This window comes from Streptomyces sp. NPDC051578 (assembly GCF_044454045.1).
Lineage (GTDB): Bacteria > Actinomycetota > Actinomycetes > Streptomycetales > Streptomycetaceae > Streptomyces.
The window spans coordinates 130,581-156,684 of sequence record NZ_JBITDH010000001.1; the positions used below are offsets into that span (position 1 = coordinate 130,581).

Annotated in this window: 24 protein-coding genes; 12 read left to right on the forward strand and 12 right to left on the reverse strand. The window is 72.9% G+C overall.

Annotated elements, in window-relative coordinates; all coding sequences use genetic code 11:
- Window positions 1-96 precede the first annotated feature (96 nt).
- Window positions 97-528 carry a Rieske (2Fe-2S) protein gene (locus tag ACIA6C_RS00625; protein ID WP_399271892.1) on the reverse strand — a complete coding sequence of 144 codons (432 nt, stop codon included), beginning with the start codon at window positions 526-528 and terminating at the stop codon, window positions 97-99.
- 88 nt (window positions 529-616) lie between these two features.
- Between ACIA6C_RS00625 and ACIA6C_RS00630 the strand changes: the two genes are divergently transcribed.
- Window positions 617-1,588 (forward strand): carbohydrate kinase, encoded by a 972-nt coding sequence (locus ACIA6C_RS00630; RefSeq protein ID WP_399274409.1) that lies wholly within the window; start codon window positions 617-619, stop codon window positions 1,586-1,588.
- Here ACIA6C_RS00630 and ACIA6C_RS00635 read toward each other — a convergent pair.
- Complete coding sequence (locus ACIA6C_RS00635; protein ID WP_399271894.1) at window positions 1,578-2,183, reverse strand: TetR/AcrR family transcriptional regulator; 606 nt, start codon at window positions 2,181-2,183, stop codon at window positions 1,578-1,580. The genes ACIA6C_RS00630 and ACIA6C_RS00635 overlap by 11 nt on opposite strands.
- A gap of 69 nt (window positions 2,184-2,252) precedes the next feature.
- On the opposite strand from ACIA6C_RS00635, the gene ACIA6C_RS00640 reads away from it, so the two are divergent.
- On the forward strand, window positions 2,253-2,903 hold the full coding sequence (locus ACIA6C_RS00640; RefSeq protein WP_399271896.1) for an NAD(P)-dependent oxidoreductase: 651 nt from the start codon (window positions 2,253-2,255) through the stop codon (window positions 2,901-2,903).
- Window positions 2,904-3,019: 116 nt separating this feature from the next.
- Here ACIA6C_RS00640 and uvrA read toward each other — a convergent pair whose 3' ends face one another.
- Entirely contained in the window at window positions 3,020-5,989 is a 2,970-nt protein-coding gene (gene uvrA, locus ACIA6C_RS00645) for an excinuclease ABC subunit UvrA (protein ID WP_399271898.1), read from the reverse strand.
- Between the two features lie 186 nt (window positions 5,990-6,175).
- Between uvrA and ACIA6C_RS00650 the strand changes: the two genes are divergently transcribed.
- The 3 genes from ACIA6C_RS00650 to ACIA6C_RS00660 all read left to right on the forward strand — a co-directional run bounded on the left by ACIA6C_RS00650 (window position 6,176) and on the right by ACIA6C_RS00660 (window position 9,040).
- Window positions 6,176-6,868: a maleylpyruvate isomerase family mycothiol-dependent enzyme gene (locus ACIA6C_RS00650; RefSeq protein ID WP_399271900.1), complete on the forward strand. Its 693-nt coding sequence runs from the start codon at window positions 6,176-6,178 to the stop codon at window positions 6,866-6,868.
- A gap of 9 nt (window positions 6,869-6,877) precedes the next feature.
- Window positions 6,878-7,534 (forward strand): MBL fold metallo-hydrolase, encoded by a 657-nt coding sequence (locus ACIA6C_RS00655; RefSeq protein ID WP_366081237.1) that lies wholly within the window; start codon window positions 6,878-6,880, stop codon window positions 7,532-7,534.
- Between the two features lie 189 nt (window positions 7,535-7,723).
- On the forward strand, window positions 7,724-9,040 hold the full coding sequence (locus ACIA6C_RS00660) for an MFS transporter (RefSeq protein WP_399274411.1): 1,317 nt from the start codon (window positions 7,724-7,726) through the stop codon (window positions 9,038-9,040).
- Window positions 9,041-9,050: 10 nt separating this feature from the next.
- On the opposite strand, the gene ACIA6C_RS00665 is transcribed toward ACIA6C_RS00660, so the two are convergent.
- From ACIA6C_RS00665 to uvrB, 4 genes are all read right to left on the reverse strand, one after another.
- Window positions 9,051-10,034 (reverse strand): TerC/Alx family metal homeostasis membrane protein, encoded by a 984-nt coding sequence (locus tag ACIA6C_RS00665; RefSeq protein WP_399271902.1) that lies wholly within the window; start codon window positions 10,032-10,034, stop codon window positions 9,051-9,053.
- Between the two features lie 284 nt (window positions 10,035-10,318).
- Window positions 10,319-12,172, reverse strand: coding sequence for a TerD family protein (locus ACIA6C_RS00670; protein ID WP_399271904.1), 1,854 nt, complete (start codon window positions 12,170-12,172; stop codon window positions 10,319-10,321).
- A gap of 77 nt (window positions 12,173-12,249) precedes the next feature.
- Window positions 12,250-12,828 (reverse strand): TerD family protein, encoded by a 579-nt coding sequence (locus ACIA6C_RS00675; RefSeq protein WP_361136150.1) that lies wholly within the window; start codon window positions 12,826-12,828, stop codon window positions 12,250-12,252.
- Window positions 12,829-12,919: 91 nt separating this feature from the next.
- Window positions 12,920-15,076 carry an excinuclease ABC subunit UvrB gene (uvrB, locus tag ACIA6C_RS00680; protein WP_399271907.1) on the reverse strand — a complete coding sequence of 719 codons (2,157 nt, stop codon included), beginning with the start codon at window positions 15,074-15,076 and terminating at the stop codon, window positions 12,920-12,922.
- 303 nt (window positions 15,077-15,379) lie between these two features.
- Here uvrB and ACIA6C_RS00685 point away from each other — a divergent pair, with 303 nt between their 5' ends.
- The 3 genes from ACIA6C_RS00685 (at window position 15,380) to ACIA6C_RS00695 (ending at window position 18,538) form a co-directional block, all read left to right on the forward strand.
- Window positions 15,380-16,297, forward strand: coding sequence for a glycerophosphodiester phosphodiesterase family protein (locus tag ACIA6C_RS00685; protein WP_366081232.1), 918 nt, complete (start codon window positions 15,380-15,382; stop codon window positions 16,295-16,297).
- A gap of 129 nt (window positions 16,298-16,426) precedes the next feature.
- On the forward strand, window positions 16,427-16,990 hold the full coding sequence (locus ACIA6C_RS00690; protein ID WP_399271909.1) for a methylated-DNA--[protein]-cysteine S-methyltransferase: 564 nt from the start codon (window positions 16,427-16,429) through the stop codon (window positions 16,988-16,990).
- Between the two features lie 234 nt (window positions 16,991-17,224).
- Window positions 17,225-18,538, forward strand: coding sequence for an MFS transporter (locus tag ACIA6C_RS00695; protein WP_399271911.1), 1,314 nt, complete (start codon window positions 17,225-17,227; stop codon window positions 18,536-18,538).
- Between the two features lie 21 nt (window positions 18,539-18,559).
- Here the strand turns inward: ACIA6C_RS00695 and ACIA6C_RS00700 are convergent, their stop codons facing one another.
- Complete coding sequence (locus ACIA6C_RS00700) at window positions 18,560-18,937, reverse strand: cupin domain-containing protein (protein ID WP_399271913.1); 378 nt, start codon at window positions 18,935-18,937, stop codon at window positions 18,560-18,562.
- Window positions 18,938-19,086: 149 nt separating this feature from the next.
- Between ACIA6C_RS00700 and ACIA6C_RS00705 the strand changes: the two genes are divergently transcribed.
- Together ACIA6C_RS00705 and ACIA6C_RS00710 are read left to right on the forward strand one after the other, a co-directional pair.
- Window positions 19,087-20,028, forward strand: a complete 942-nt coding sequence (locus tag ACIA6C_RS00705; protein WP_399271915.1) for a pseudouridine-5'-phosphate glycosidase — start codon at window positions 19,087-19,089, stop codon at window positions 20,026-20,028.
- Window positions 20,025-20,939, forward strand: a complete 915-nt coding sequence (locus ACIA6C_RS00710; protein ID WP_399271917.1) for a carbohydrate kinase family protein — start codon at window positions 20,025-20,027, stop codon at window positions 20,937-20,939. The genes ACIA6C_RS00705 and ACIA6C_RS00710 overlap by 4 nt, the downstream gene beginning before the upstream one ends.
- 3 nt (window positions 20,940-20,942) lie before the next feature.
- On the opposite strand, the gene ACIA6C_RS00715 is transcribed toward ACIA6C_RS00710, so the two are convergent.
- The gene (locus ACIA6C_RS00715; protein ID WP_399271919.1) at window positions 20,943-21,575 is read right to left on the reverse strand and encodes a hypothetical protein; all 633 of its coding nucleotides are present in this window, start codon (window positions 21,573-21,575) and stop codon (window positions 20,943-20,945) included.
- Between the two features lie 180 nt (window positions 21,576-21,755).
- Window positions 21,756-22,448 carry a uridine kinase gene (locus ACIA6C_RS00720; RefSeq protein ID WP_399271921.1) on the reverse strand — a complete coding sequence of 231 codons (693 nt, stop codon included), beginning with the start codon at window positions 22,446-22,448 and terminating at the stop codon, window positions 21,756-21,758.
- A 93-nt stretch (window positions 22,449-22,541) separates the two neighbouring features.
- Here ACIA6C_RS00720 and ACIA6C_RS00725 point away from each other — a divergent pair, with 93 nt between their 5' ends.
- The gene (locus tag ACIA6C_RS00725) at window positions 22,542-23,987 is read left to right on the forward strand and encodes a WGR domain-containing protein (RefSeq protein WP_399271923.1); all 1,446 of its coding nucleotides are present in this window, start codon (window positions 22,542-22,544) and stop codon (window positions 23,985-23,987) included.
- 97 nt (window positions 23,988-24,084) lie between these two features.
- On the opposite strand, the gene ACIA6C_RS00730 is transcribed toward ACIA6C_RS00725, so the two are convergent.
- A complete protein-coding gene (locus tag ACIA6C_RS00730; RefSeq protein ID WP_361136118.1) occupies window positions 24,085-24,471 on the reverse strand; it encodes a cupin domain-containing protein in 387 nt (128 codons plus the stop codon).
- A gap of 138 nt (window positions 24,472-24,609) precedes the next feature.
- Here ACIA6C_RS00730 and ACIA6C_RS00735 point away from each other — a divergent pair, with 138 nt between their 5' ends.
- Window positions 24,610-25,302 (forward strand): DUF2293 domain-containing protein, encoded by a 693-nt coding sequence (locus tag ACIA6C_RS00735; RefSeq protein WP_399271925.1) that lies wholly within the window; start codon window positions 24,610-24,612, stop codon window positions 25,300-25,302.
- A 35-nt stretch (window positions 25,303-25,337) separates the two neighbouring features.
- Here ACIA6C_RS00735 and ACIA6C_RS00740 read toward each other — a convergent pair whose 3' ends face one another.
- Window positions 25,338-26,042 carry a chaplin gene (locus ACIA6C_RS00740; protein ID WP_399271927.1) on the reverse strand — a complete coding sequence of 235 codons (705 nt, stop codon included), beginning with the start codon at window positions 26,040-26,042 and terminating at the stop codon, window positions 25,338-25,340.
- Between the last annotated feature and the right edge of the window lie 62 nt (window positions 26,043-26,104).

Sequence of the window (26,104 nt, forward strand, 5' to 3'; positions counted from 1 at the left end):
GCCCGCTCAGCCCGCTCAGCCCGCTCAGCCCGCTCAGCCCGCTCAGCCCGCTCAGCCCGCTCAGCCCGCTCAGCCCGCTCAGCCCGCTCAGCCCGCTCAGCCCGCGATCAGCTTGCCGCCCTCGGCCTTGACCGGGACCGGCGACAGCGGGTCGGCGGCCGGGCCGCGCAGCACCTTGCCGGTGCTCACGTCGAAGCGGCTGCCGTGGCAGGGGCAGTTGCCCTGCCCCTCGACGATCTTGTCCAGGATGCAGCCGGCGTGCGTGCACTGGGCGCTGAACGCCTTGTACTGGCCCTCGGCCGGGCAGCTGACGACGAGCTTCTGTTCCCGGTAGAGCTTCGCTCCCCCGACCGGGACGTCCGCCGCCGCGCCGAGTTCTACCGGCTCGGTCGGCACCGCCGGGGAGCCCGCCGCGCCGCTCGCCTCGGTGGAGCAGGCCGCGAGGGCCAGTCCGGTGCCGGCGGCCCCGGCGAGGGCGGCGGCGCCCTTGAGCACGGTGCGGCGGGCGGCTGGCTGGGACGCGGACATGCGGTACTCCTGGGTGTCGGGGCGTGCGGGCCGGCGGCCGGCCGGGCCCACCCGACGATACCGCCGCCCCATGGGGTACTTTCCCCGCGTGATCGTCGTCGGCGGAGAAGCCCTGATCGACCTGGTGCCCCTCGCGGAGCCGCCGGGCGCCCTCGTGCCCCGGCCGGGCGGCGGGCCGTACAACACCGCACTGGCGTTGGGGCGGCTCGGGGAACGGGTCGCCTTCTGCTCCAGGGTCTCGGCCGACGGGTTCGGCGAGAGCCTGCTGGCCGGGCTGCGGGCCGCCGGGGTGGACCTCTCGCTGGTGCAGCGCGGGCCGGAGCCGACGACGCTGGCCGTGCCCTCGCTGGCACCGGACGGCTCGGCGGCGTACCGCTTCTACGTCGAGGGCACGGCCGACCGGCTGTTCAGCCTGCCGCCCTCGCTCCCCCCGGGCGTACGGGCCCTCGCGCTCGGGACCTGCTCACTGGTGCTGGAGCCGGGCGCGAGCGCGTACGAGGCCCTGCTGCGCCGGGAGTCCGGGCGCGGACTGCTGACCTTGCTCGACCCCAACATCCGCCCGGCGCTGATCACGGACCCCGGCGCGTACCGCGAGCGCTTCCTGCGCATGCTCCCGTACGTCTCCGTCTTGAAGCTGTCGGAGGAGGACGCGTCGTGGCTCGGCGGCCGGATCTCCGACTGGCTGGCGGCGGGGCCGTCGGCGGTCGTGCTGACCCGGGGCGCCGCCGGACTCACGGCGTGGACGCGGGAGGGCGCGGAGCACACGGTGGCGGCCCGTCCGGTGACCGTCGCCGACACGATCGGCGCGGGCGACACCGTCAACGCGGCGCTGCTGCACCGCCTGGCGGGGACGGGCGCCGGCGGGCCGGCGCACGGGCCGGACGGGGTCCGGCGGCACGTGGACCGGCAGGGCGTCGACCGGCAGGGCGTCGACCGGCAGGGTGTCGACTGGCAGGGTGTCGACTGGCCGGACGTGCTGGCCTACGCGGCCCGTGCGGCGGCGCTGACCTGCACCCGCGCGGGCGCCGAACCCCCGCACGCGACGGAGCTCAGCGGATAGCGGCCCAGAGGGTGCCGGCCACGGAGGAGGCGAACTCCTGGACGGGCCGCACCACTTCCTCGCCCGAGAAGTGCAGGAAGAACGCCCGCTGGAAGCAGGCGCCGAGCAGCAGCGCGGCGGCGGCTTCCGGATCGGCGTCCGGGCGCAGCCGGCCGCGCTCGCGCTCGCGGCGCAGGTGCCCGGCGAGGGCGTCGCGGATGACGTGGGGCCCGGTGCCGATCTGCTGGACGCCCTCGCGGTGCCGGGTCAGCAGGGCGGGCTCGGCGAAGAGGGAAGCGGCCATGGGCATGGCGTCGGCGTAGAAGAGCGAGGCGTGGCGGGCGATGGCGACGAGGCCCTCCTCGACCGGGCGTTCGTCGTGCTCCGCCCCGAGCTCGGCCATGAGCGGCGCCGCGTTGGGCGTGCGCTCCATCAGGACGCGTACGAAGAGTTCCTCCTTGTTGGCGTAGTGCTTGTAGAGCGCGGCCTCCGAGCAGCCCGCCTCGCGGGCGATGGCCTTGGTGGTGGTGTTGGCCAGGCCGACGGTGCGCATGAGCGTCTCCGCCGCGTCGAGCAGCCGCTGGGGCGTGGGACGGCTTGACTTAGAGGTGAGCATTCACTCACTCTAAGGGCGTCCACAGGTGAGTGAATACTCACCCACCCACGGGGAGGCGGGAGCTCGGTCATGAAACTCACGGTGTTCGGAGCCACGGGCGGCGTCGGCCTGGAGGTCGTCCGCCAGGCCCTCGAAGCCGGTCACGAGGTGACGGCGGTGGTCCGCGACCCGGCCCGGCTGCCGGTGCCGGCGCACGAACGGCTCCGGGTGGCGGTGCTGCCCGACCTGACGGACGAGGAGGCGCTGGTCCCCGTCCTCACCGGGCAGTCGGCGGTGATCTCGGCGCTGGGCTCCCCGAGCAACAAGCAGGCGCGGCTGAACCCGGTCACCGGCCCGGCGCTACGGGCCATCGTGTCGGCCATGGACCGGGCGGGGGTGGGCCGCCTCGCGGCGGTCAGCGCGGCGCCGGTGGGGCCGGACGTGCCGGAGGACGGGGTGCTGGCCCGGAAGGTCTTCCTCCCGCTGCTGCGGCGGGCGCTGCGGGACCTGTACGCGGACCTGGCCGTCATGGAGACGGTGATCCGTACGAGCGGCACGCGGTGGACGGTGGTCCGCCCGCCGCGCCTGCTGAACCGGCCGCGGACCGGGCGCTACCGCCGGGTCGTCGGCGCCAACGTCCCGGGCGCCCGGACGATCCCGCGCGCGGACGTCGCGGACGCCCTGCTGGCCTCCCTCACGGACCCGGCCACCTTCGACCGCGCGGTGGGCGTGGCGTCCTGAAACCCCGGCGGGGCCGGAGGAAACCGGCCCCGCCGGAGTATGCGGGTCCCCGTGCCGGGGGCGCCCCCGCAACGGCGCCGCACCCGGCACGGGGAACGGACCCGTACCCGCGGCGGCTACGCCTTGCGGGCCCTGGCCGTCGCCTTCTTCGCCGGGGCGGCCGCCTTCTTGGCCGCGACCGTCGCCTTCTTGGCCGGGGCCCGCTTGCGGGCCGGCGTCGCCGGCGGGGCCGCGTCCGAGATGCGGTCCGCTCCCAGGATGTCCCGGAGGAACTTGCCGGTGTGGCTGGCTCCCACCGAGGCGACCTGCTCCGGCGTGCCCTCGGCGACGACGAGGCCGCCGCCGTAACCGCCCTCCGGGCCCATGTCGACGACCCAGTCCGCCGTCTTGATGACGTCGAGGTTGTGCTCGATGACGATCACCGAGTTCCCCTTGTCCACCAGACCCGACAGCACCTTGATCAGCTTCGAGATGTCCTCGAAGTGCAGACCCGTCGTCGGCTCGTCCAGCACGTACACCGTCCGGCCCGTCGACCGCTTCTGCAGCTCCGACGCCAGCTTCACGCGCTGCGCCTCGCCACCCGACAGCGTCGGCGCCGACTGGCCGAGCCGCACGTAGCCCAGCCCCACCTCGTTCAGCGTCCGCAGGTGCCGCGCGATCGTGGGCACCGCCTCGAAGAAGCCCAGGGCCTCCTCGATCGGCATGTTCAGGACCTCGGCGATGGACTTGCCCTTGTAGTGGACCTCCAGCGTCTCCCGGTTGTACCGGTCGCCGTGGCACACCTCGCACGGGACGTACACGTCCGGCAGGAAGTTCATCTCGATCTTGATCGTGCCGTCACCGGAGCAGTTCTCGCACCGGCCGCCCTTGACGTTGAAGGAGAAGCGGCCCGGCAGGTAGCCGCGCACCTTCGCCTCCATGGTCTCGGCGAACAGCTTGCGCACGTGGTCGAAGACACCGGTGTACGTCGCCGGGTTGGACCGCGGGGTCCGGCCGATCGGCGACTGGTCGACATGCACGACCTTGTCGACCAGGTCGTCTCCCTCGACCCGGGTGTGCCGGCCGGGAACGGAACGGGCGCCGTTCAGCTCGCGCGCCAGGTGGGTGTACAGGATGTCGTTGACCAGCGTCGACTTGCCGGAGCCGGACACACCGGTCACGGCCGTGAGCACGCCCAGCGGGAAGGACACGTCGATGTCCCGCAGGTTGTTCTCCTTCGCGCCGTGGACGGTCAGCTTCCGCTCCCCGTTCACGGGACGGCGGACGTCCGGCAGCGGGATGGACCGCTTGCCCGACAGGTACTGCCCCGTCATCGACTCGCTGTTCTTCAACAGGTCCTTGAGGGAGCCGCTGTGCACCACCTTGCCGCCGTGCTCGCCCGCGCCCGGGCCGATGTCCACGACCCAGTCGGCCACCTTGATGGTGTCCTCGTCGTGCTCGACCACGATCAGGGTGTTGCCCATGTCGCGCAGTCGCACGAGGGTCTCGATCAGCCGGTGGTTGTCCCGCTGGTGCAGGCCGATGGAGGGCTCGTCCAGTACGTACAGCACGCCGACCAGACCGGAGCCGATCTGCGTGGCCAGCCGGATGCGCTGGGCCTCGCCGCCCGAGAGGGTGCCGGCGGCGCGGTTCAGCGAGAGGTAGTCCAGGCCCACGTCCACGAGGAAGCGCAGCCGCTCGTTGACCTCCTTGAGGACCCGCTCGGCGATCTTCTTGTCGCGGGCGTCCAGCCGCAGCTGGGCGAGGAAGTCGGCGCACTCGCTGATCGACATCGCGGCGACCTCGGCGATGGACTTCTCCATCACCGTCACCGCGAGCACGATCGGCTTGAGCCGCGTGCCCTCACAGGTCGGGCAGGGCACCTCGCGCATGTAGCCCTCGAAGCGCTCGCGGCTCGCGTCGCTCTCGGATTCCGCGTGCCGCCGTTTGACGAACGGCACGGCGCCCTCGAATGCGGTCGTGTACGCCCGCTCGCGCCCGTACCGGTTGCGGTAGCGGACCTCGATCTGGGTCCGGTGGCCGTACAGCAGCGCCTTCTTGGCGCGCTGGGGCAGCCCGGCCCACGGGATGTCCGTGCGGAACCCCAGCTCGGCCGCGAGGGCGCCGATCAGTCGCTGGAAGTAGTCCTTGGTGTGGCCGAGCGACCACGGGGAGACCGCGCCCTCGTCCAGGGACTTGTCCTCGTCCGGAACGATCAGATCCGGGTCGACTTCCATGCGCGTGCCGATGCCCGTGCACTCGGGACAGGCGCCGAACGGGGAGTTGAAGGAGAAGGAGCGCGGCTCCAGCTCCTCGAAGGACAGGTCGTCGTAGGGGCAGTAGAGGTGCTCGGAGAACATCCGCTCGCGCTCGGGGTCGTCCTCGGCGAGGTCGACGAAGTCCAGGATCACCATGCCGCCGGAGAGGCCGAGGGCCGTCTCCACCGAGTCGGTGAGCCGGCGCTTGGCGGAGTCCTTGACGGTGAGGCGGTCGACGACCACCTCGATGGTGTGCTTCTCCTGCTTCTTGAGCGTGGGCGGCTCGGAGAGCTGGATCGTCTCCCCGTCCACCCGGGCGCGGCTGTAGCCCTTGGTCTGGAGGTCGGCGAAGAGGTCGACGAACTCGCCCTTGCGCTCGCGCACCAGCGGCGAGAGCACCTGGAAGCGGCTGCCCTCGGGCAGCCCGAGCACCTTGTCGACGATCGCCTGCGGCGACTGGCGCGAGATCGGACGGCGGCACTCGGGGCAGTGCGGCTTGCCGATGCGGGCGAACAGCAGGCGCAGGTAGTCGTAGACCTCGGTGATCGTGCCCACGGTGGACCGCGGGTTGCGCGAGGTGGACTTCTGGTCGATCGAGACGGCCGGGGAGAGGCCCTCGATGAAGTCGACGTCGGGCTTGTCCATCTGCCCGAGGAACTGACGGGCGTACGAGGAGAGCGACTCGACGTAGCGGCGCTGACCCTCGGCGAAGATCGTGTCGAAGGCCAGGGAGGACTTGCCCGAGCCGGAGAGTCCGGTGAAGACGATGAGGGAGTCGCGGGGCAGGTCGAGCGAGACGTTCTTCAGGTTGTGCTCGCGAGCGCCACGAACGATGAGACGGTCGGTCACGCCGGTCCGCACCTTTCTTGAGAGAGCGGGGGGCACGGGCCCCCGTCCCAGGGTATGGGGGGCGCCTTAGCAGTGGGGTGGTGCTTGACTTCCGAGCGTATAGCACGCGCATTCGATTTACGGCACGCGCAAGACGGCTTCACCCGATCGTGTGGCCGGCGCCCTGCGCGCACTAGGCTCCGCCCTATGACTGATCATGTGCACGACCTGCGATCCGTCCGTGAAGCCACGGAACGACTGCTGACCGCGGTCGCGAAACTGGACAACGCCGCCCTCGCCGAGCAGTCACATCTGCCCGGCTGGACCCGTGGCCATGTGCTGGCCCACCTCGCCCGCAACGCCGACGCCCTCGTCAACGTCTTCGAGGGCCGGCCGATGTACGCGAGCGCCGAGGCACGGGACGCGGACATCGAGAGCGGTTCGGGCCGGCCTCTGGTGGAACAGCTGGAGGACGTCCGTAATTCCGCGGACCGCTTCCAGGCCGCCGCGGTCGCCGTCCAGGACTGGTCGGCGACCGTGGAGCTGCGGGGCGGCGTGACCGACCTCGCCTCCAACGTGCCGTTCCGCCGGCTCGTGGAGGTGGAGCTGCACCACGTGGACCTGGACGCCGGCTACGGCCTCGCCGACCTGCCCGAGGAGTTCACCCGGCGCGAGATCGCCTTCCTCGCCGACCGCTGGGCCGGGAACCCGGACGTACCGCCGGTCACCCTGCGGACGCCCCGGGACGACGGCGTCTGGCACACCGGCTCCACCTCGGGTGAGGCCGTGACCCTGACCGGGCCGCCGGCCGAGCTCCTGGGCTGGCTCGCGGGCCGCGAGTCCAAGGGCGCCCGCCTGACCGTCGACGGCGGGGCCCTCCCGGCCCTCCCCCCGCTCTAGGATCGGGTCATGACGTACAGCGGAGCGGTCAAGGTCGGCGGTCCTGCCGACGTGCACGAACTCGCGGACCTGATGATTTCCAAGGTCGCGGTGGGCGAGATGAACAACAACGCCTACCTGCTGCGCTGCCGGGCCACCGGCGAGCAGCTGCTGATCGACGCGGCCGCCGAGGCGGACACGCTGCTGGGCCTGATCGGGGACGACGGCATCGCCTCCGTCGTCACCACCCATCGCCACGGCGACCACTGGGGCGCGCTCGCGGCCGTGGTCGAGGCGACGGGTGCGCGGACGTACGCGGGCGCGCACGACGCCGAGGGGATCCCCGTCCCGACCGACGTCCTGGTCGAGGACGGCGACACGGTCACGGTGGGGCGGGTCACGCTGACCGCCCGCCACCTGGTCGGACATACCCCCGGCTCGATCGCGCTGGTCTACGACGACCCCCACGGGCACCCTCACGTGTTCACCGGCGACTGCCTGTTCCCGGGCGGCGTCGGCAACACCTGGGGCGACCCGAAGGCCTTCGTCCGGCTGCTCGACGACGTGGAGGAGAAGCTCTTCGCGCGCCTGCCGGACGAGACCTGGGTCTACCCGGGCCACGGCAACGACACCTCGCTCGGCGCCGAGCGGCCGCACCTGGCCGAGTGGCGCGAGCGCGGCTGGTAGTACCGGGCCCACCCGCGACCGGAACCGGGTTCACCCCGACCGGTACCGGGCCCACCCGCGACGAGGGTCAACACGGGGGGCGCGAGCACTCCTTCCGGTCGATCACGGCCGAACGCACGCCCCACGCCCCCGGGGCGGGGTAATTGCTGCACCATGCAACAAGACCCCTCCCCGGGCCTCTCCCCCTCCATGCCGCGGCTCGCCCTGGCCTCCCTCGCCGGGACCGCCGTCGAGTTCTACGACTTCTTCGTCTACGGAACGGCCGCCGCCCTGGTGCTCGGCCCCCTCTTCTTCCCGTCCTTCTCGCCCCTCGCCGGGACCCTCGCCGCCTTCGGCACCTTCGGCATCGGCTTCCTCGCCCGCCCCCTCGGCTCCGCCCTCTTCGGCCACGTCGGCGACCGCTACGGGCGCCGCCCGGTGCTGCTCGGCTCGCTGCTGCTCACCGGCCTGGCCACGGTGGCGGTCGGCTGCGTGCCCTCCTACGCCTCCATCGGCGCGGCCGCGCCCGTCCTGCTGCTCCTGCTGCGCTTCCTCCAGGGTCTCGGGCTCGGCGGCGAGTGGGGCGGCGCGGTGCTGCTGACCGCCGAGCACGCCCCGCAGGACCGGCGCGGGCTGTGGTCGAGCTTCCCGCAGATGGGGCCGCCGGTGGGTTTCGTCCTGGCCAACGGGATGGTCCTGGCCCTGTCGGCGGCCCTGACCGGGGAGCAGTTCACCGCCTGGGGCTGGCGGGTGCCGTTCTGGGCCGCCGGGCTGCTGGCGCTGGCCGGGCTGTGGCTGCGCCGCTCGGTGGAGGAGACCCCGCAGTTCCGGGCGCTCGCGGAGACCGGGCGGCGCTCCGAGGCCCCGCTGTCCGAGGCGGTCCGGGGCCACTGGCGGCTGCTCCTGCTGACCGGGGGCGCCCTCGCCTCGGGTTACGCCGTCTTCTACGCGACCACCACCTGGTCCCTGGCGTACGCGACGGAACACCTCGGGGTGGACCGCACGGTGGTGCTGGGCTGCATCATGACGGCCGTCGTCTTCAAGGGCCTGCTGACCCCGCTGCTGGCGGCGCTCGGCGACCGCTACGGCCGCAGGCCGCTGTGCCTGACCGGCTGCGCGATGTGCGCGCTGTGGATGCCGGCCTTCATCGCGCTGCTGTGCACTTCGGATCCGCTGCTGATGACGCTGGGCTTCCTGGGCGGCCTGCTGGGCATGGTGACGACCTTCGCGGTGGTGGGGGCGTACCTGCCCGAGCTGTACGCCCCGCGCGTACGGTGCACCGGCGCGGCCGTCGGCTACAACCTGGGTGGCGTACTGGGCGGGGCCCTGACCCCGATCGTGGCGACGGCGCTGGCGGACGGCGCCGGTCCGCCGTGGGGCGTGGCCCTGTACCTGAGCGGAATGGCCCTGTTCAGCCTGGCCTGCTTCGCGCTCCTGCCGGAGACGAACCCGGCCGTCGCGGGGCCGGCGGCGGGACCGGGCGCGGGTACGGGGAAGGGGGCGGCCGAAGCGGCCGCCCCCGTGTAGCCGCCGGGGATCAGGCGTCGATGCTCTGCGTGCGGGCGGCCTCCTCGGCGGCCGCCTGCTTCTTGGAGGCGATCAGGCTGGTGACGGTGGTGACGGCCAGGACACCGCAGATGACGCCCAGGGAGACCGGGATGGAGATCTGCGGGACGTGCACCCCGGACTCGTGCAGCGCGTGCAGCAGCAGCTTGACGCCGATGAACCCGAGGATGACGGACAGGCCGTAGCTGAGGTGGACCAGCTTCTTGAGCAGGCCGCCGATGAGGAAGTACAGCTGGCGCAGCCCCATCAGGGCGAAGGCGTTGGCGGTGAAGACGATGTACGGGTCCTGGGTGAGGCCGAAGATCGCGGGGATCGAGTCCAGGGCGAACAGCACGTCGGTGGTGCCGATGGCGAGCATGACGACCATCAGGGGGGTCAGGACGCGCTTGCCGTTGCTGCGGATGAAGAGCTTCGTGCCGTGGTACCTGTCGGCGACGCCGAACTTCTTCTCGACCGACTTGAGGAGACGGTTCTCCTCGAACTCCTCCTCCTCTTCGCCCTTGCGCGCCTCCTGGATCAGCTTCCAGGCGGTGTAGATCAGGAAGGCACCGAAGAGGAAGAAGATCCACGAGAAGCTGGCGATGATCGCGGCGCCCGCGGCGATGAAGACGGCGCGCAGGACCAGGGCGATGAGCACGCCGACCAGCAGGACGCGCTGCTGGAGGTGGGACGGTACGGCGAACTTCGCCATGATCAGGACGAAGACGAAGAGGTTGTCCACGCTCAGGGACTTCTCGGTGACGAAGCCCGCGAAGAACTCCTGGGAGGCCTGGCCGTTGCCGAAGAACAGCAGGCCGAGTCCGAAGAGCACGGCGAGGACGATCCAGACGACCGTCCAGATACCGGCTTCCTTGATCGTCACGTCGTGGGGTTTGCGGCCGATGAGGAAGTCGGCGCCGATGAGGATGCCGAGACCCGAGATGGTCAGCACCCAGAGGGTCGTTGAAACGTCCATTGTCTACACGCCTCCGGCGGGATGGCTCAGCACTGCGTCAGCGTCATCGCTGCCGGAGGTCTCTTCCACCCGGGCGGCCTGGAGGCCGCGGGCCGACGCCCCGGGACCGGCCCCGGTCCATCGACCGGGCAGGGTCCGTATTGACGGGCACGCCGTAGCAGGAAAGCAGGAATACTCCCCTCCGCGCTTCCCAGGTTAGCCGCCGAAAGGGGTGTAGGTAAAGGGGAGACCAAGAAAAGGTCAGCGAAGGGTCACCTGGAGGTCATGGGCGGACCGGGCGGACCTCATGGCCGGGCGCCGCGCCGTACCTCCCCCATCCGCCGGACCACCTGTTCCAGCGCCCGGTCCAGGACCGCGCTGTGCTGCGGCGGCAGGTCCGGTTCGAAGGTCCAGGCGTGGTGGACCCACGGGTCGGCCAGGTGGTGGTCCGGTACGGGCGACAGCCGCATCAGCGACCGCCACAGGGGATCGAGCAACGGCCCGTACGCCGAGGCCTCGTCGCGGTCGGCCACCATCAGCAGGTGCACGCCGACCGCGGGCCCCTCGTCGGCCAGGTAGCGCAGCCGGGTGACGGCGCGGTCGTCGAATCCGTGCGGGAAGTCGTGCACGATCAGCAGCCGGTCGGCCGGATCCACGTCCGGGGGCAGCTCCTCGGTCGCCCCGGCCCGCACCGCCATCTGTACGAGGTCCACCCGCCGGGTCAGCCGCTCCAGGGTCTCACTGACGCCCGCCGCCCCCGCGGCGGGCGGACCTGCCAGCACGCCCGACCGTACGAGGGGCGCCAGGGCGGCGGCCCCGGCGCCGGCCGCGTCGATGACGTGGACGCGGAACCGGCCGCCCGGGTGGACGGCGAGCAGCCGCACCGCGTGCGCCACGGCCATGTCCATGGCGAGGCGGCGGAGCCGGTCGGTGTCCATGGTCATGGCGGCCTCGGAGCCGGTGCGGCCGTTGTCGATCCACAGGCCGCGCTCCAGCGGGAGCCGCATCAGCATGGGCACGCGCAGGCCGGGCGCCTCGGGCAGGCTCAGGTCGCCCAGGCGCAGCGCGAGCGGGCTCTCCTCCGGCGCGCCAGCGCCGTGCCACACGGGGTTGTCCCAGCGGGCGTACGCGGCGGGCAGTGCGGGTTCGACGACCTCGGACTCGGCGCGCAGCTGGGCGAGGTCGCGGTCGAGCACGGCCCGGGCCCGGGCGACGAGTTCGTCACGGCGGGCGCGGGCGGCGTCCCGCGCGGCGTTGCCGGCGAGGCGGGCGCGGGGGTCGGACAGGGCGTCGTCCAGTTCCCGGTCGAGCCGGGAGTCGGCGAAGTCGACGGCGCCGCGGTAGGCGGCCACCGTGCGGGCCAGGTCCTCGAACATGCCCCAGACCTGGTTGTAGAGCCGTTCCTCCATGGACCAGCCGCCGGCGTCCCCGGCGACGGGGCGCGGCGGCGTCCCGGGCTGTTCGGGTGCCTCGGGGGCCGGGGCCGGCTCGGGCGGCTCGGTGGTGGTGCGGCGGCGGCGCGGGTGCGCGTAGTCGACGGCCGTCTGAGCGGGGGCGCCGGCCGGGCCCGCGCCGGGCAGGTCGCGCGGGACGGCGGGTGCGGCCGTCGCGAGGGGGGTGTGCACCGCCAAGGCCGCCGTGGCCAGTGCGGTGGCGGCCGGGCCGGGCAGTCCGGAGTCGGCGAGCAGGGCGCCGAGACCGCCGGCGTAGCCCTGGCCGACGGCGCGGACCTTCCAGGCGCCCTGCCTGCGGTACAGCTCCAGGGCGACGACGGCGGTCTCGGAGTCCAGCCCCGTCATGGTGTAGGCGGCGGCCTCGGCGCCGTCGGGTCCGGCCACCGCCAGGTGCGGCGCCGGGACCGCGCCGAAGCGCGCCGGTCCGCCGCGCGGCAGTGCCAGCACCACGCGGACCCGGTGCACGGCCGGCCCCACGGCGTCGAGGTCCAGGGGGAACCGGTGCCGCTCGGCCGCCGCCCCCGGTGCCTCCAGCCCGGGCAGGACCCGGGAGCCGGGGTGCGCCAGTGCCTCGGGGCCGGGCAGCCGGCCCTCGTCGTCACCGGCCGAGACCAGGGCCAGTACGGGCGTGCCCGCCGTGACCCTGATCTCCACCTGGTGCCGGGACAGGGGGTGGTTCTGCCCCCGGACCAATTCGGCCGTCATCGTGCAGCCCTCCCCCGTGCCTTCTGTCCCGTGCGCTCTGTGCTGTTGGCCGTCCGCGCCCCCCTGGGCGCTGCTCCTTACAGGTGCGGCAGGATCGCCGGCATCAGGTCCTGGAAGGTCCGGCCGTTCGCCGGGTTGCCCAGGGCCGTCATCTGCCAGCCCGATCCGACGCGCGAGACCTTCGCCATGATCTGCGCGGTGTACGCGCCGCCGCCGTCGAGGGTGTACCGGGCCAGTTCCTGGCCGTTGGTCTCGTCGACGATGCGGCAGAAGGCGTTCTGCACCTCCTGGAAGGTCTGCCCGGTGAAGGAGTTCACCGTGAAGACGATCTGGTCGATGTGGACCGGCACGCGCTGGAGGTCCACGAGGATCGCCTCGTCGTCCCCGCCCTGGCCGACGCCGCCGACGAGGTTGTCGCCGGTGTGGCGCACGGAGCCGTCGTCGCTCTGCAGGTGCCGGAAGAACACCACGTCCACCGGCTGCTTGTCGGCGAAGAGCACCGCCGACGCGTCCAGGTCGATCTCGCGGGTCCGCGAGCCGAACAGGCCGCGGCGCTTGGCCGCCTGCCAGCCGAGGCCCATCCGGACCGCGGTCAGACTGCCCCCGCCCCGCTTCTCCAGACTGATGGCCTGACCCTTGGTCATGTTGACCGTCACGCGCTGTCCCCTCTCCTTCTACCCACCCCGACAGGGCCCGCGGAACGCACCCGCGGCCGCCCTCGGCCCAACCCTACTGACCGGTCCCGGGTCAGGCGAGGCCCGCTTCCTTCATCTGGCGAAGCTCCTTCTTGAGCTCGCCGACCTCGTCCCGGATCCGGGCCGCCACCTCGAACTGGAGCTCGGCCGCTGCGGCCCGCATCCGCCGCGTCATCTCCTCGATGAGCGCGGCCAGTTCCGCCGCCGGACGGTCGGTCAGCACCTCGGCGCTCTTCGCACCCTTGGCGCCCTTGGCCTTGGTCCCCTTGCCGCCCGCGACGGACGCCGCTCCGCCCAGGGCGGGTACCGGCGTCTTCGCGCCCTTGCCGTCCCGCGCCTGGCGGTAGCCGGTCCCGAGCAGCTGCTCGGTGTCGAGCTCCTCGCGGGCGATCGTGGCGACGATGTCGTTGATCTTCTTGCGCAGCGGCTGGGGGTCGATGCCGTTGGCCGTGTTGTAGGCGATCTGCTTCTCGCGGCGCCGGTTCGTCTCGTCGATGGCCTTCTCCATCGCCGGGGTCATCTTGTCCGCGTACATGTGGACCTGGCCGGAGACGTTGCGCGCCGCACGGCCGATGGTCTGGATCAGGGAGGTCCCCGAGCGCAGGAAGCCCTCCTTGTCGGCGTCGAGGATCGCCACGAGGGACACCTCGGGCAGGTCGAGTCCCTCGCGCAGCAGGTTGATGCCGACCAGCACGTCGTACTCGCCGGCGCGCAGCTCGCGCAGCAGCTCGATGCGGCGCAGGGTGTCGACGTCGCTGTGCAGGTAGCGGACCTGGATGCCGAGCTCCAGGAAGTAGTCGGTGAGGTCCTCGGCCATCTTCTTGGTGAGGGTGGTGACCAGGACGCGTTCGTCCTTCTCCGTCCGCTGCCGGATCTCGTGCACCAGGTCGTCGATCTGGCCCTCGGTCGGCTTGACCACCACTTCGGGGTCGATGAGGCCGGTGGGGCGGATGATCTGCTCGACGAAACCGTCGCCGCGCGAGAGCTCGTACTTCCCGGGGGTGGCCGACAGGTACACCGTCTGGCCGATCCGCTCCTGGAACTCCTCCCACTTGAGCGGCCGGTTGTCCAGCGCCGACGGCAGCCGGAAGCCGTGGTCGACCAGGGTCCGCTTGCGCGAGGCGTCACCCTCGTACATCGCGCCGATCTGCGGCACGGTGACGTGGGACTCGTCGATGACGAGGAGGAAGTCCTCGGGGAAGTAGTCGATGAGGGTGTTGGGGGCGGAGCCGGGGGCGCGGTCGTCCATGTGCAGCGAGTAGTTCTCGATGCCGGAGCAGGACCCGATCTGGCGCATCATCTCCAGGTCGTAGGTGGTGCGCATGCGCAGCCGCTGCGCCTCCAGCAGCTTGCCCTGCTTCTCCAGCTCGGCGAGGCGCTCGGTCAGCTCGGCCTCGATGCCGGCGATCGCCTTCTCCATGCGCTCGGGGCCGGCGACGTAGTGGCTGGCGGGGAACACGTACAGCTCGCGGTCCTCGCTGATGACCTCGCCGGTCAGCGGGTGCAGGGTGGACAGCGCCTCGATCTCGTCGCCGAACATTTCGATGCGGACGGCCAGTTCCTCGTAGACCGGGAAGATCTCGATGGTGTCGCCGCGCACCCGGAAGGTGCCGCGGGTGAAGGCCAGGTCGTTGCGCGTGTACTGGATGTCGACGAAGCGGCGCAGCAGCTGGTCCCGGTCGATCTCCTCGCCGACCTTGAGCGCGACCATCCGGTCGACGTACTCCTGCGGGGTGCCGAGGCCGTAGATGCAGGACACGGACGCGACCACGACGACGTCGCGCCGGGTCAGCAGCGAGTTGGTCGCGGAGTGGCGCAGCCGCTCCACCTCCTCGTTGATCGAGGAGTCCTTCTCGATGTAGGTGTCCGACTGCGGTACGTACGCCTCGGGCTGGTAGTAGTCGTAGTACGAGACGAAGTACTCGACGGCGTTGTTGGGCAGCAGCTCGCGGAACTCGTTCGCCAGCTGCGCGGCGAGGGTCTTGTTCGGGGCCATCACCAGGGTGGGGCGCTGGAGGCGCTCGATCATCCAGGCGGTGGTCGCCGACTTGCCGGTGCCGGTCGCACCCAGGAGTACGACGTCCTTCTCACCCGCACGGATGCGCTTCTCCAGCTCGGCGATGGCCGCCGGCTGGTCGCCGCTGGGCTGGTAGGGGCTGACGACCTCGAAAGGCGCCACCGTGCGTTCGATCTTCGATACGGGCCGCATGACTCCACCGTACGACCCCGCACTGACACTCACGCATTCCCGCCTGCGGGCGGGGGCCCGGCGGGGGCGGCGCGGCCGTCCGCCGTACTCGTCCGGACCCCTGCGCCCTGGTCCGTTTGTCGTAGTTCGGTGGCGGCCCGGTGATCTTCACGCCCATGATCGCCATACAGCGGATCTCCATGGGGCAGATCTCCGTGAAGTGCATCGCCGTCAACTGCATAGCCGTGAAGTGCATCGCCGCAACGTCTGTCGCTTCGCGCCTGTTTGAGGCAGGGGCAGGGGCTCACGACCCGAGGAGAACGCATGTACGTCGTCCGACCCGCCGCCGCGGCCGCAGCCGCCTTCTTGGGCCTGACCCTCACCGTGCTCGGCACGACGGCCGCGTCCGCCGCCGCCGGTCCCGCGCCCCGCCCCGCCGGGGGCGGCGGCCCGCTCGGCCTGTCCGCCCCCGTCGTGTACGCCCACCGGGGGGCTTCGGCGTACGCCCCGGAGAACACCCTGGAGTCGATCGACCTCGCCATGCGGCTGGGCGTCGGCTGGGTCGAGAACGACGTCCAGCGCACCAAGGACGGCGTACTCGTGGTGATCCACGACGACAGCCTGGCCCGCACCACCAATGTCGAGCAGGTCTTCCCCGACCGCAAGCCGTGGCTGGTGAAGGACTTCACGGCGGCGGAGATCGCCCGGCTGGACGCGGGCAGCTGGTTCAGCGAGGAGTACGCGGGCGCCCGCGTTCCGACCCTCAAGGACTACATGAACCGGGTCCAGCGCAACCGGCAGCGGCTGCTGCTGGAGATCAAGAAGCCGGAGCTCTACCCGGGCATCGAGCGGCAGACCCTCGACCTGCTGGACCGGCTCGGCTGGCTCGACGAGGCGCACGTCGGACGCCGGCTGGTGGTGCAGAGCTTCAGCGCCGACTCCATCCGCGTCGTGCACGGCATGCGCCCGGACATCGTGACGGCCTTCCTGGGCACCCCGAAGGTCGCCGACCTGCCCCGTTACGCCGCCTTCACCGACCGGATCAACCCCTGGCACACCACCATCTCGGCCGACTGGGTCGCGGCGGTGCACCGGCTGCGGGGCGCCCACGGCAGGGCGATGGAGGTGGACACCTGGATCGTGGACGACGCGGCGACGGCCCGCAAGGTCCAGGGCATGGGCGTGGACGGGATCATCACCAACGCGCCCGACGTCGTGCGGGACGCGGTGGGCTGGTTCTGATCGGCGGGCCCCGGGCTGCGCGGGGTCCGGGCCGTCGGTGACACCCGGACCGTCCGTGCCCCCGGGCAGTCGAGGGCACCGGGTGTCGACGGCACCCGGGCTGTCGGTGGCGGGCCGTACGGTGGACGGGTGGACAGCTCCGAGCGGCCCCGCGGGCCGCACCTCGAATGGACGGTCGTCGCCGGCGGCGTCGGCCCCCTGCTCCTTGCCGCGACCCCGGAGGGCCTGGTCCGGGTCGGGTTCCATGCCGGGCCGGACCGGATGGACCGGATGATCGGCTCGCTGGTCTCCCGGCTCGGCGCGGACCCCTGGCGGCCCCGGCCGGGCCGGGAAGTGCTGCTCGCGGAGCCGGTACGCCAGGTCGAGGCGTACTTCGCCGGTTCCCTGCGGCGCTTCGAGCTGCCGCTGGACTGGCGGCTCAGCTCCGGGTTCAACCGCCAGGTGCTGCTGGAGCTCGACCGGTCGGTGCCCTACGGCCAGGTCGTCGGGTACGGGGAGCTGGCCGCCCGGGTCGGGCAGCCGGGCGCGGCCCAGGCGGTGGGCAACGCCATGGGGTCGAACCCGCTGCCGGTGGTGGTCCCCTGCCACCGGGTCGTGGAGAACGACGGCGGCATCGGGGGCTTCGGGGGCGGGGTGGAGGCCAAGCGGATCCTGCTCGCGCTGGAGGGCGTGCTGCCCGAGCCGCTGTTCTGACGGGTGTCCCGAGCCGGTGACCAGGGCCGGGGGCGCGCCTGGTTCCCGCCGGGTTCCGCCATCCGGTAAGGGGTGGGAAACTGCGGCGGTGACTACTTCCGCCGCCGCACGCGGTGACCTCGCCCCTCCTTCCACCGCCCGCGGTGGCCCCGCGCCCGCCGTTCGCGGTGGGCTCGCCCCTGCCCCTCGCGGTGGGCTCGCCCCTGCCGTTCGCGTCCCGCTGCCGCGAGGGGGTTGTCGCTCGTGACGGCGTCCATCGGTACGGAGCGCGCCACCGCGCCGGTCACGGCCGCGGAGCTGCCCCGGCTGCGGCGGCGGATCACCGGTGTGCTGATCGCCAGTCAGATGCTGGGCGGCCTGGGCGTGCCCATCAGCATCGCCCTGGCCCCTGTTCTGGCCACCGAGGTCGGCGGCACGGAGTCCCTGTCCGGCTTCGCCTCCACCGCCGCCGTGATCGGCACCGCCCTGGTCTCGCTGCCGCTCGCCGCGTTCATGACCGCGCGCGGGCGCCGGCCCGGGCTGGTGCTGGCCTATGGCATCGGCGCCTGCGGCGCGCTCCTCGTGGTGCTGGCCGCATCGGTCAAGAGCTTCCCGCTGCTGATGCTGGGCATGGCCGCCTTCGGCGCGGCCTCCTCGGCCAACCTCCAGGCCCGCTTCGCCGCCGCCGACCTCGCCGCCCCCGACCGCCGTGCGCGGGCGATCTCCGTCGTCGTGTGGGCCTCCACCATCGGGGCCGTGGCCGGACCGAACCTCTCCGCCCCGGCCAGCGCCGCCTTCGCAGGCACCTCCATACCCCAGACGGCGGGCCCCTTCCTGGGGGCCGCCGTCGTCTTCGTCCTCACCGGCACGCTGCTCGCCGTCTTCCTGCGGCCCGACCCGCTGCTGACGGCGCGTGCGCTGTCGGCGCCGGCGGCCCTTCCCGCCTCGGGCCGCTCGCTGCGCGCCGGGTTCGCCGCCGTCAAGGCCTCGCCGCGGGCCCGTCTGGGCCTGCTCGCCGTCGCCGTGTCCCACACCACCATGGTGTCGATCATGGTGATGACCCCGATGGACCTCGGCCACCACGGCGCCGGCCTCAAAATGGTGGGCCTGGTGATCAGTGGCCACATCGCGGGCATGTTCGCCTTCTCGCCGCTCATGGGGTGGCTCGCGGACCGGCTCGGCCGGCTCTCGGTCATCGGGCTCGGGGCCGGGCTGCTCTCGCTGGCGGCGCTGCTCGCGGGGACGGCGGGCGACCGCCACGGCCAGAGCGCGCTGGGTCTGTTCGTCCTCGGGCTCGGCTGGTCCGCCGGGATGGTGTCCGGCTCGGCGCTGCTGACCGACTCCGTTCCGCAGGGCGCGCGTGCCGCCGTACAGGGCCTGAGCGACCTGACGATGAACACCGCCGCGGGGGTGGGCGGCGCGGCGGCCGGCCTCGTCATGTCCCAGGCCGGCTACGGCTGGCTCAACGCCATCGGCGCCGCGCTGCTGCTGCCGGTGGCGGCGCTCGGTCTGCTCACGGCCCGCCGACACCCCGGGCCGGCGAAGGCGGGGGCGCGGGCGGACGCGTAGGGCAAGGCCGTGCGGCGGCGCTCAGCAGTTGATGTGGTAGGCCTTGCGCAGCGTCTCGTGGACGGTCCAGGTCGTCTCGTCGCCCTCGCGGAGCACGCAGGCGGAGCCGGGCCCGACCTCGAAGGTCGCCCCGCCCTCGACCTCGATGGTGGCGCGGCCGCTGACGACCACGAACAGCTCATCGGCCTCGGTGTCGGCGACCACTCCCGGGGTGATCTGCCAGATCCCGCGGATCTGCGAGCCGTCCTCGGACTCCCACAGCACCTTGCCGGTCACGACCGGGTCGCCGGAGACGATCCGGGCGGGGTCCAGCTCCTCCACCTCCAGTTCGGCGTCCGGGACGTCCGGCAGGGAGACGGCGAAGGAGGCGGGACGGGCGCTGTGGTCACTGGTGCTCATGGGGCGCAAGCGTAAGGCCGGTGCGAGGACCCGCGGGGTGGCCAGAGCGTCCAGCGCGGGCGTACGGAACGCGTCATCCTGTCCAGGGTGCGGGTGCGGGCGCGGGGACCCGCGTTTGCGGGCGGTGATCCCGTGCCATGGATGGGGACATGTCACAGCACACAGCAGCCGCGCCGTCCGGGGTACCCGTCCTGTCCGAAGAGGTACGCGAAGCGCTCGGCGCGGGACGGCCCGTCCTCGCGCTGGAGTCGACGATCATCGCCCACGGTCTGCCCCGGCCCGGCAATCTGGCGGTGGGGCTGGAACTGGAGGCGCTGGTCCGCGCCGAGGGCGCGGTTCCGGCGACGGTCGCGGTCCTGGACGGAGTGGCGTACGCGGGCCTCGACAAGGCCGGGCTGGAGCGGATCGCGAGCGGTGACGGCGTGCGCAAGCTCGGCCACCGGGACCTGGCACCGGCTCTCGCGACGGGCGCCACAGGGGCGACGACGGTGTCCGCGACGGCGTTCCTGGCCGCGCGGGCGGGGCTGCGGGTCTTCGCCACGGGCGGGCTGGGCGGCGTACACCGGCAGTGGACGCAGAGCCAGGACGAGTCGGCGGACCTCTCGCTGCTGGCCCGCACGCGCGTGACGGTGGTGTGCGCCGGGGTGAAATCGGTCCTGGACGTCCCGGCGACCCTGGAACGGCTGGAGACGCTCGGCGTCGGGGTGCTCGGCTACGGGACGGACCGGTTCCCCGGCTTCTACCTCGCCAGCTCCGGCGAGCCGGTGGACTGGACGGTGCACCGCCCGGAGGAGGTGGCGGAGGTGATGGCCGCACAGGACGCCCTCGGGGGCCCGGAGTCCGCGCTGCTGGTGGCCAATCCGGTCGCCGAGGCGGAGCAGTTGGATCCGGAGCTCCACGACCGGGTGCTGGCCGAGGCCCTCGCGGAATGCCGGAAGCGGGGGCTCACGGGGCAGGCGGTGACACCGTTCCTCCTGCAGTTCCTGGTACGGGCGACGGGCGGGGCCTCGCTGGAGGCGAACCTGGCGGCGGTACGCGGCAACGTCCGGCTCGGGGCCCGCATCGCCCGGGCCTGGGCGGCCCGGGCGTGACCGGCGGACGGCCGGACCGGGGCGGGGCGCTGCTGGTCGTCGGGGACGTGGTGACGGACGTGGTCGCGGTGCATCCGCACCCGCTGGCGCCGGCCACCGACACCGCGGCCCGGATCCGGACCCTGCCCGGCGGCGCCGGTGCGAACGCGGCCTGCTGGGCGGCGCGCACCCGAACGGCGGAGGTACGCCTCCTCGCGCGGGTCGGGGCGGAATCGGCGCGCTGGCACGAGCGGGCCCTGGTCGACGCCGGGGTGCGGCCGAAGCTGGTGATCGACCGGGAGGAACCGACGGGCACGGTGGTGGCGCTGGTCGGCAAGGACGCGGAGCGCACGTTCCTGACGGACAGCGGTGCTTCGCTGCGTCTGTCCCCCGCCGACTGGGCGCCCGCCCTGCTCGACGGGGCCGCGCACCTGCACCTGTCGGGGTACCTCTTCTTCGCCGAGTCCAGCCGGGACCTGGCCCTGGTCGCGCTGCGGGCGGCGCGCACCCGGGGCGTGCCGGTGAGCGTGGATCCGGCCTCGGCGGGGTTCCTGGCCGCGCTGGGCCCGGAGCGCTTCATGGCCGCCGTGGACGGGGCGGGCGTCCTGCTGCCCAACGAGGACGAGGCCGTACTGCTGGCCGGGCTGCCGGAGCGGGCCGGTGTGGCGTGCGCGGCGGCGGAACTGAGTCGGCGGATACCGCTCGTGGTGGTCACGCGGGGGGCGGCGGGGGCGCTGGTCGCCGAGGGGGGCCGGATCACCGCGGAGGTCGCCGCGGACCTCGCGGAGGCGGTGGACTCCACCGGCGCCGGGGACGCCTTCACGGGCGGCTTCCTCGCGGCCCGGATGGCGGGCGCGGGCCCCGCGGACGCGGCCCGCGCCGGCTGCCGGGCGGCTGCGCTGGCGGTCACCCGGCTGGGCGGAAGGCCATGACCGCTACGGCAGGTACTCCTCCTGACCGAGGGTGTCGATCTCGCCCTTGGCGCCGAGGTGGTAGTGGAACACCAGGCCCTTGTCCGGGTGGCTCTCCAGCCACGAGGTGAGTTCGAGGAGGGTGATCGGCTTGCTCACCGCACTCGGGAGGATCGGGCTGACGGCGGTGATCTTGGCGTCCTCGGCGATCGGGATGAAGGTTTCCTCGCCGACCGTCTCGAAGGACGTCTTGCCCCCGGCCCCGGGGCAGCCCCACGCCCCGTGCTTGACGATGAGGCTGGTGAAGCCGCCTTCCGGGGTGTAGCGGTCGACGGCGATCTCGTCCGCGGAGACCGGCTTGTGGCTACAGGCCGGGCCGGGAGCCGGCGGCTTCGGCTTGCCGGGGGCGGTCGCCGAAGCCGAGGGCTTCGTGGGGGCCTTGCTGACCGCCGCGACGGACGGCGCGGCGGCCGAGGGGGCGGCCGGCGGCGCGGCCACGGGAGCGGTGGTGGCCGGAGCCGGGCCGGTGGCGTCGGCGCCGTCGTCACTGTTGCCGTTGCAGCCGGTGAGGGCGAATGCGGCGCACAGGGTGAGGGCGCCGAACGCCGTTCCCGTGAACCGTCTGGTGCCCCGAAGCGTCCTGCCGTGTCCGCGCATTGCCGTCCCCCTCTGCCAAGGCGCCCTCCCACGGGCGCCGTCCGAACGCGCCGTCCGAACGCGCCGTCCGAACGTGCCGTCACCGTAGCGAGCGGAACCGGCCGCGGTGATGTCCGCACGTCGTTCGTTCCCGAGCCGCGATCGCGCTGTTGCGGATCCCGGACGTACGGGACGGCGCGGTCATCCGTCGAGGCCGGTCCAGGCGGGGTGGCGGGGGTCGTCGGCCCGGACGACGGCATCGGCCTGCTCTGCCGGGTCGGTCTCGGCCTCGTAGCGGGCGAAGGCCGGCAGGGTCCAGCGCGCGGACTCCTCGGTGCGGCGGGCCAGCGCCCCCGGGGAGAGCCTGATGTGCACGCTGAGGTCGAAGGGGAACCAGTGGCCCAGCAGCAGCGGGCCGTGCACGATCAGTACGCCGCCCGGCGGGAGTTCGGTGTACGGGCTGCGCGTGGCCCTGTCGGTCACGGGGTCCCACAGGTCGGGCAGCACCCGCCCGGTACCGCCCGGGTCGGTGGGTCCGAACACCTCGCGCCACAGCGCGGCCGTGTCGTACCAGGCGCCGAGGTACGCGTCGACGTCCTCGCGGCCGAACTCGAAGCGCAGGGAGGCCGGCCGCAGGAAGCCGTCGGCGGCCACCACGAGGGCAGGGCGGCCGCGCGAGCGCAGCGCCTCGGCGAGGTGGTCCGCCGCCATCCCGGTGCCGGCGGCGGGCGCGCCGTCGATGCCGACCCGCTGCCAACCCGCCCCGCCCCCTTCGTCTTCGGGTCCGCGTTCGCGTTCGGGTCCGCGTTCGCGTTCGCGTTCGCGTTCGCGTTCGTCGAGATGGTCGGCGAGCCGCTCGGCCAACCGCTGCCAGGTGATCGGTTCCAGCTGCACGAGCCCATTGTCAGTGGTGGGCCGTAGCGTTTTTCACGAGGGATCACCGACGCGAACCGAAGCCGTCGGCCCGGCCTTGGGGAGGGGTCTGTCATGACGCGGGAGACGACGTACCTGGAGTTGTCCCAGGACGGCGCGGGGGCGCACAAGTTCTACGAGGTGACTGTGGACGGCACGGCCGTCTCCGTGCGTTACGGCCGCATCGGCGCGGACGGCCAGCTCCAGAACTCCTCCTTCCCGACGGCGGAGAAGGCCCGGGCGGCCGCCGCGAAGAAGATAGGCGAGAAGATCCGCAAGGGCTACGCCCCTGCGGTGCGGGGAGCCCGCGCGGCGCGGTCGGTGACCCGCCGGCAGGTGACCTCGGCTCCGTCGACGGCGCGCGCGGTGGCTCCCGTCGTGTGGCGCTTCCGTACGGGTTCCTCCGCCTTCGGGATCCATGTGGACGAGGACCGCTGCTGGGTGGGCAATCAGGCGGGAGACGTCTACACGCTGAGCCACGGCGGTGAGGTACTGGCCCGGTACTCGCTACCGGACGGCGTGAAGTGCCTGGTGGCGGACGAGTTCTGGATATACGCGGGTTGCGATGACGGCACGGTGTACGACCTGTCCTCGAAGGTGCCGTTCGGGGCGTACGACATAGCCGCCGATGTGGACATCTTCTGGCTGGACATCCGTGAGGGCGTCCTGAACGTCTCGGACCGCAGTGGCGGGCTGACCGTCATCGACCACGAGGAGGAGTTCCAGTGGTCGCGCCGGTCGGCCGGGTCCAACGCCTGGATGGTCCGGGCGGACGAGCGGGCGGTGTACCACGGCCACACCGGCGGCGTCACGGCTTATGCCGCCGACGGCGGGGGCGAGTTGTGGCACACCACGACCGACGGATCGGTGCTGTTCGGCTGGCAGGAGGACACCGCGGTGTACGCGGGCACCGGCCGCAAGACCGTGCAGCGGCTGTCGAAGGCGACGGGCGCGGTGGAGGCCTCCTACCGGTGTGACGCGGCGGTGTACTCGTGCGCGACCTCCCCGGACGGCCGCCACGTGTTCGCCGGCGACCTCTCCTCCTCCGTCTACTGCTTCGACGCGTCGGGGCGGCGGCTGTGGAAGCTGGGCACGGGCAGCGGTGCCGCGCTGTCCATGCAGTACCTGGACGAGCGGCTGTACCTGGTGACCACGGACGGTTCGCTGGTGTGCGTGGACGCGAGCGAGGCGGCGATCGCGGCGGCCGAGCAGGGGTCGGTCCCGACCGCGGTGGATGTGAAGTCCGCAGCTGCTCTGCCCGTGTTCGCGCCGGCCGCGTCGCCCGCGGCGGTGGCGACGGTCTCGGTGGCCTCCGCGCCGGCGGACGGCGTGGTGGTGGAGTGCGTGCGCCAGGGGAGCCGCGTGCGGGTCCAGGTGGTGTCCGGCGGCTTCGACCCCTCGTGGAACGTGCAGTTCCCTCGCGGGATACGGGAGGCCGGCGCCCGGTACGTGGTGGACGGGCTGCACGCCTCGCCCGGGGGCTTCTACCGGGTGCGCGGGGAGATACGCCGGCTGGTGTGACCGACCGGGCGGCTCTGCGCGGCTGGGCACCCCACCCCGGACGGCTCCTCACCCCGGCTGATCCCTCACCCGGCGTCGCCCTTTCCGGCTTGGCCCCTCACCCCACGGGGCTGCTCACTCCGGCGTGGCCCGGGCAGCCGCAGGGGGTGGCCGCGGGCGGGGCCGGGGTCGCCACCGACCAGGGGGCGTCCTCGGCGAGCGAGCATGTCACCTGGAGCACGACCGGTTCGGTGCCGAGGTTGCGCCCCAGGTGGATGTGGTCGATTCCCGCGGGTTCCACGAAGGTGGTCCCGGCCGGGTGCACCTCGACCGTGTCGTCGTGCAGGATCCGGGTCAGCGTGCCGGACTTGACGACCGCCATCAGCGGCACGTCGTGGTAGTGCCACCCCGTGCACTCCCCGGGCGCTATGACGATCTCCCGGCCCACGAGGTCCGAGGCCTCGGTCCGTCTGGGACGCCGTGCCGTCGCCTGCCACCCACCCATGTGCCCCTCCTCCATGGACCGAGCGGCCCATCCGGGTCACGTTAGGCGGACCTGATGAGATCCAGACCGAATTAATGAAAAGCCAACAACCCATATCCGTAAGGTGATATACGCGCCGGACGGCGGTATCACTCCGTCATGAGTCTCGTCGTCTTCGAGTCGCAGAAGCTCATCCATTGCGCCGAGTGCCGACGGGGGCCGCTGCGGCACCTCGTCCGCGAGGCGGGTGTACCCCGTTGTCTGGACTGCGCCGACCTGGGGCACCTGGTGTACCTGCCGCGGGGCGACGCGGCGCTCACCCGGCGGGCCAGGGAGGCCAGTTCGCTGTCGGCCGTCGTGGTCCGCCTCCACAGGCGGCGCCACCGCTACGAACGCCAGGGGCTGCTGGTGGAGGAGGAGGCCCTGGCGCGCGCCGAGCGGGCCTGTCTGGCCGACGCCGACGCGCGGGCCCGCCGCCGGGAACGCGACCGGCTGCGCCGCGCGGCCGAGGACACCCGGTTCACGGCGGCCTTCGGCGCGGAGATCCTGCGGCTGTTCCCCGGGATCCCCGTGGACCGCGCGCGGGCGATCGCCGCGCACGCCTCCCTGCGGGGAAGCGGCAGGGTCGGCCGCACGGCGGCCGGCCGCGCCCTCGACGAGCAGGCGGTGTCGGTGGCGGTCCGGGCGGCCGTGCGCCACACCGACACCGAGTACGACGCGCTGCTGATGGCGGGGGTCCCCCGCTTCACGGCGCGGGCCCGGCTGGCGCCGCGGATCGACGCGATCCTGGACGGCTGGCGCGCTCGGCCGCAGTCCGCGGCCGGGCCGCTCCTGCCGGAGCAGACCGGCTGAGCGCCCGACGGCGCCCGGCAGGGCTCCGTCCCGTGCTAGCCGACGCGGAAGCGGCGGTAGAGGAGTACCCCGCCGAGCAGGAGCGCGCCACCGCCGGGCAGCAGGTAGCCGACGGCGTCGGCGCCGGTGTGGGCCAGCGCGCCGGCGGGCTGCTGCGGGGCCGGTGTGATGATCGGCCGCGGGGTGACCGGCGGCTGGACGGCGGGCTGCTCGACGACGGGCGGCTGGACGGGCTCGTGGGAGCCGCCGTTGACGGAGGTGTTGCCGACGGCTCCGTTGCCGACGCCGACCGCGCTCACGGAGTTGCCGCTGATGTTCAGTGGCAGGTCGACGGGAAGCTGGACGCCGTTGCCGGACAGCACCCCCGGAGAATCCTTTCCGCGCCCCTGGGCGACCGCTCCCGTACCGTTTCCGGCTCCGGGTTTCGAGGTGTGCGACGACGGCCCGGACTGGGACGCCCCGGACCCCTGATGGCTACCGCCGCCTGCGTGCCCGTCGTTGACGCAGCGGTTCCCCGTGGCCGAGTCGAGTACTCCGACGACACTCACGGTGTTGCCGCACACGTTGACCGGCGTGTGCACGGGCAGCTGCACCAGGTTGCCCGAGAGCAGCCCCGGCGACTGCTGGGCGGCGCCGCCCGCGTCCGCATCGGCGTAGGCGAAGCCGCTCACCCCCGCGACCGCCACTCCACCTCCCGCGACCACCGCCGCGATCAAGCCGTTCCGACGACTGTGACGCATGAGTTCCCTGCCTTCCGGAGGAGTTCACGGGCAACCCGCCCGCACCGGAAACAACGCCGTGA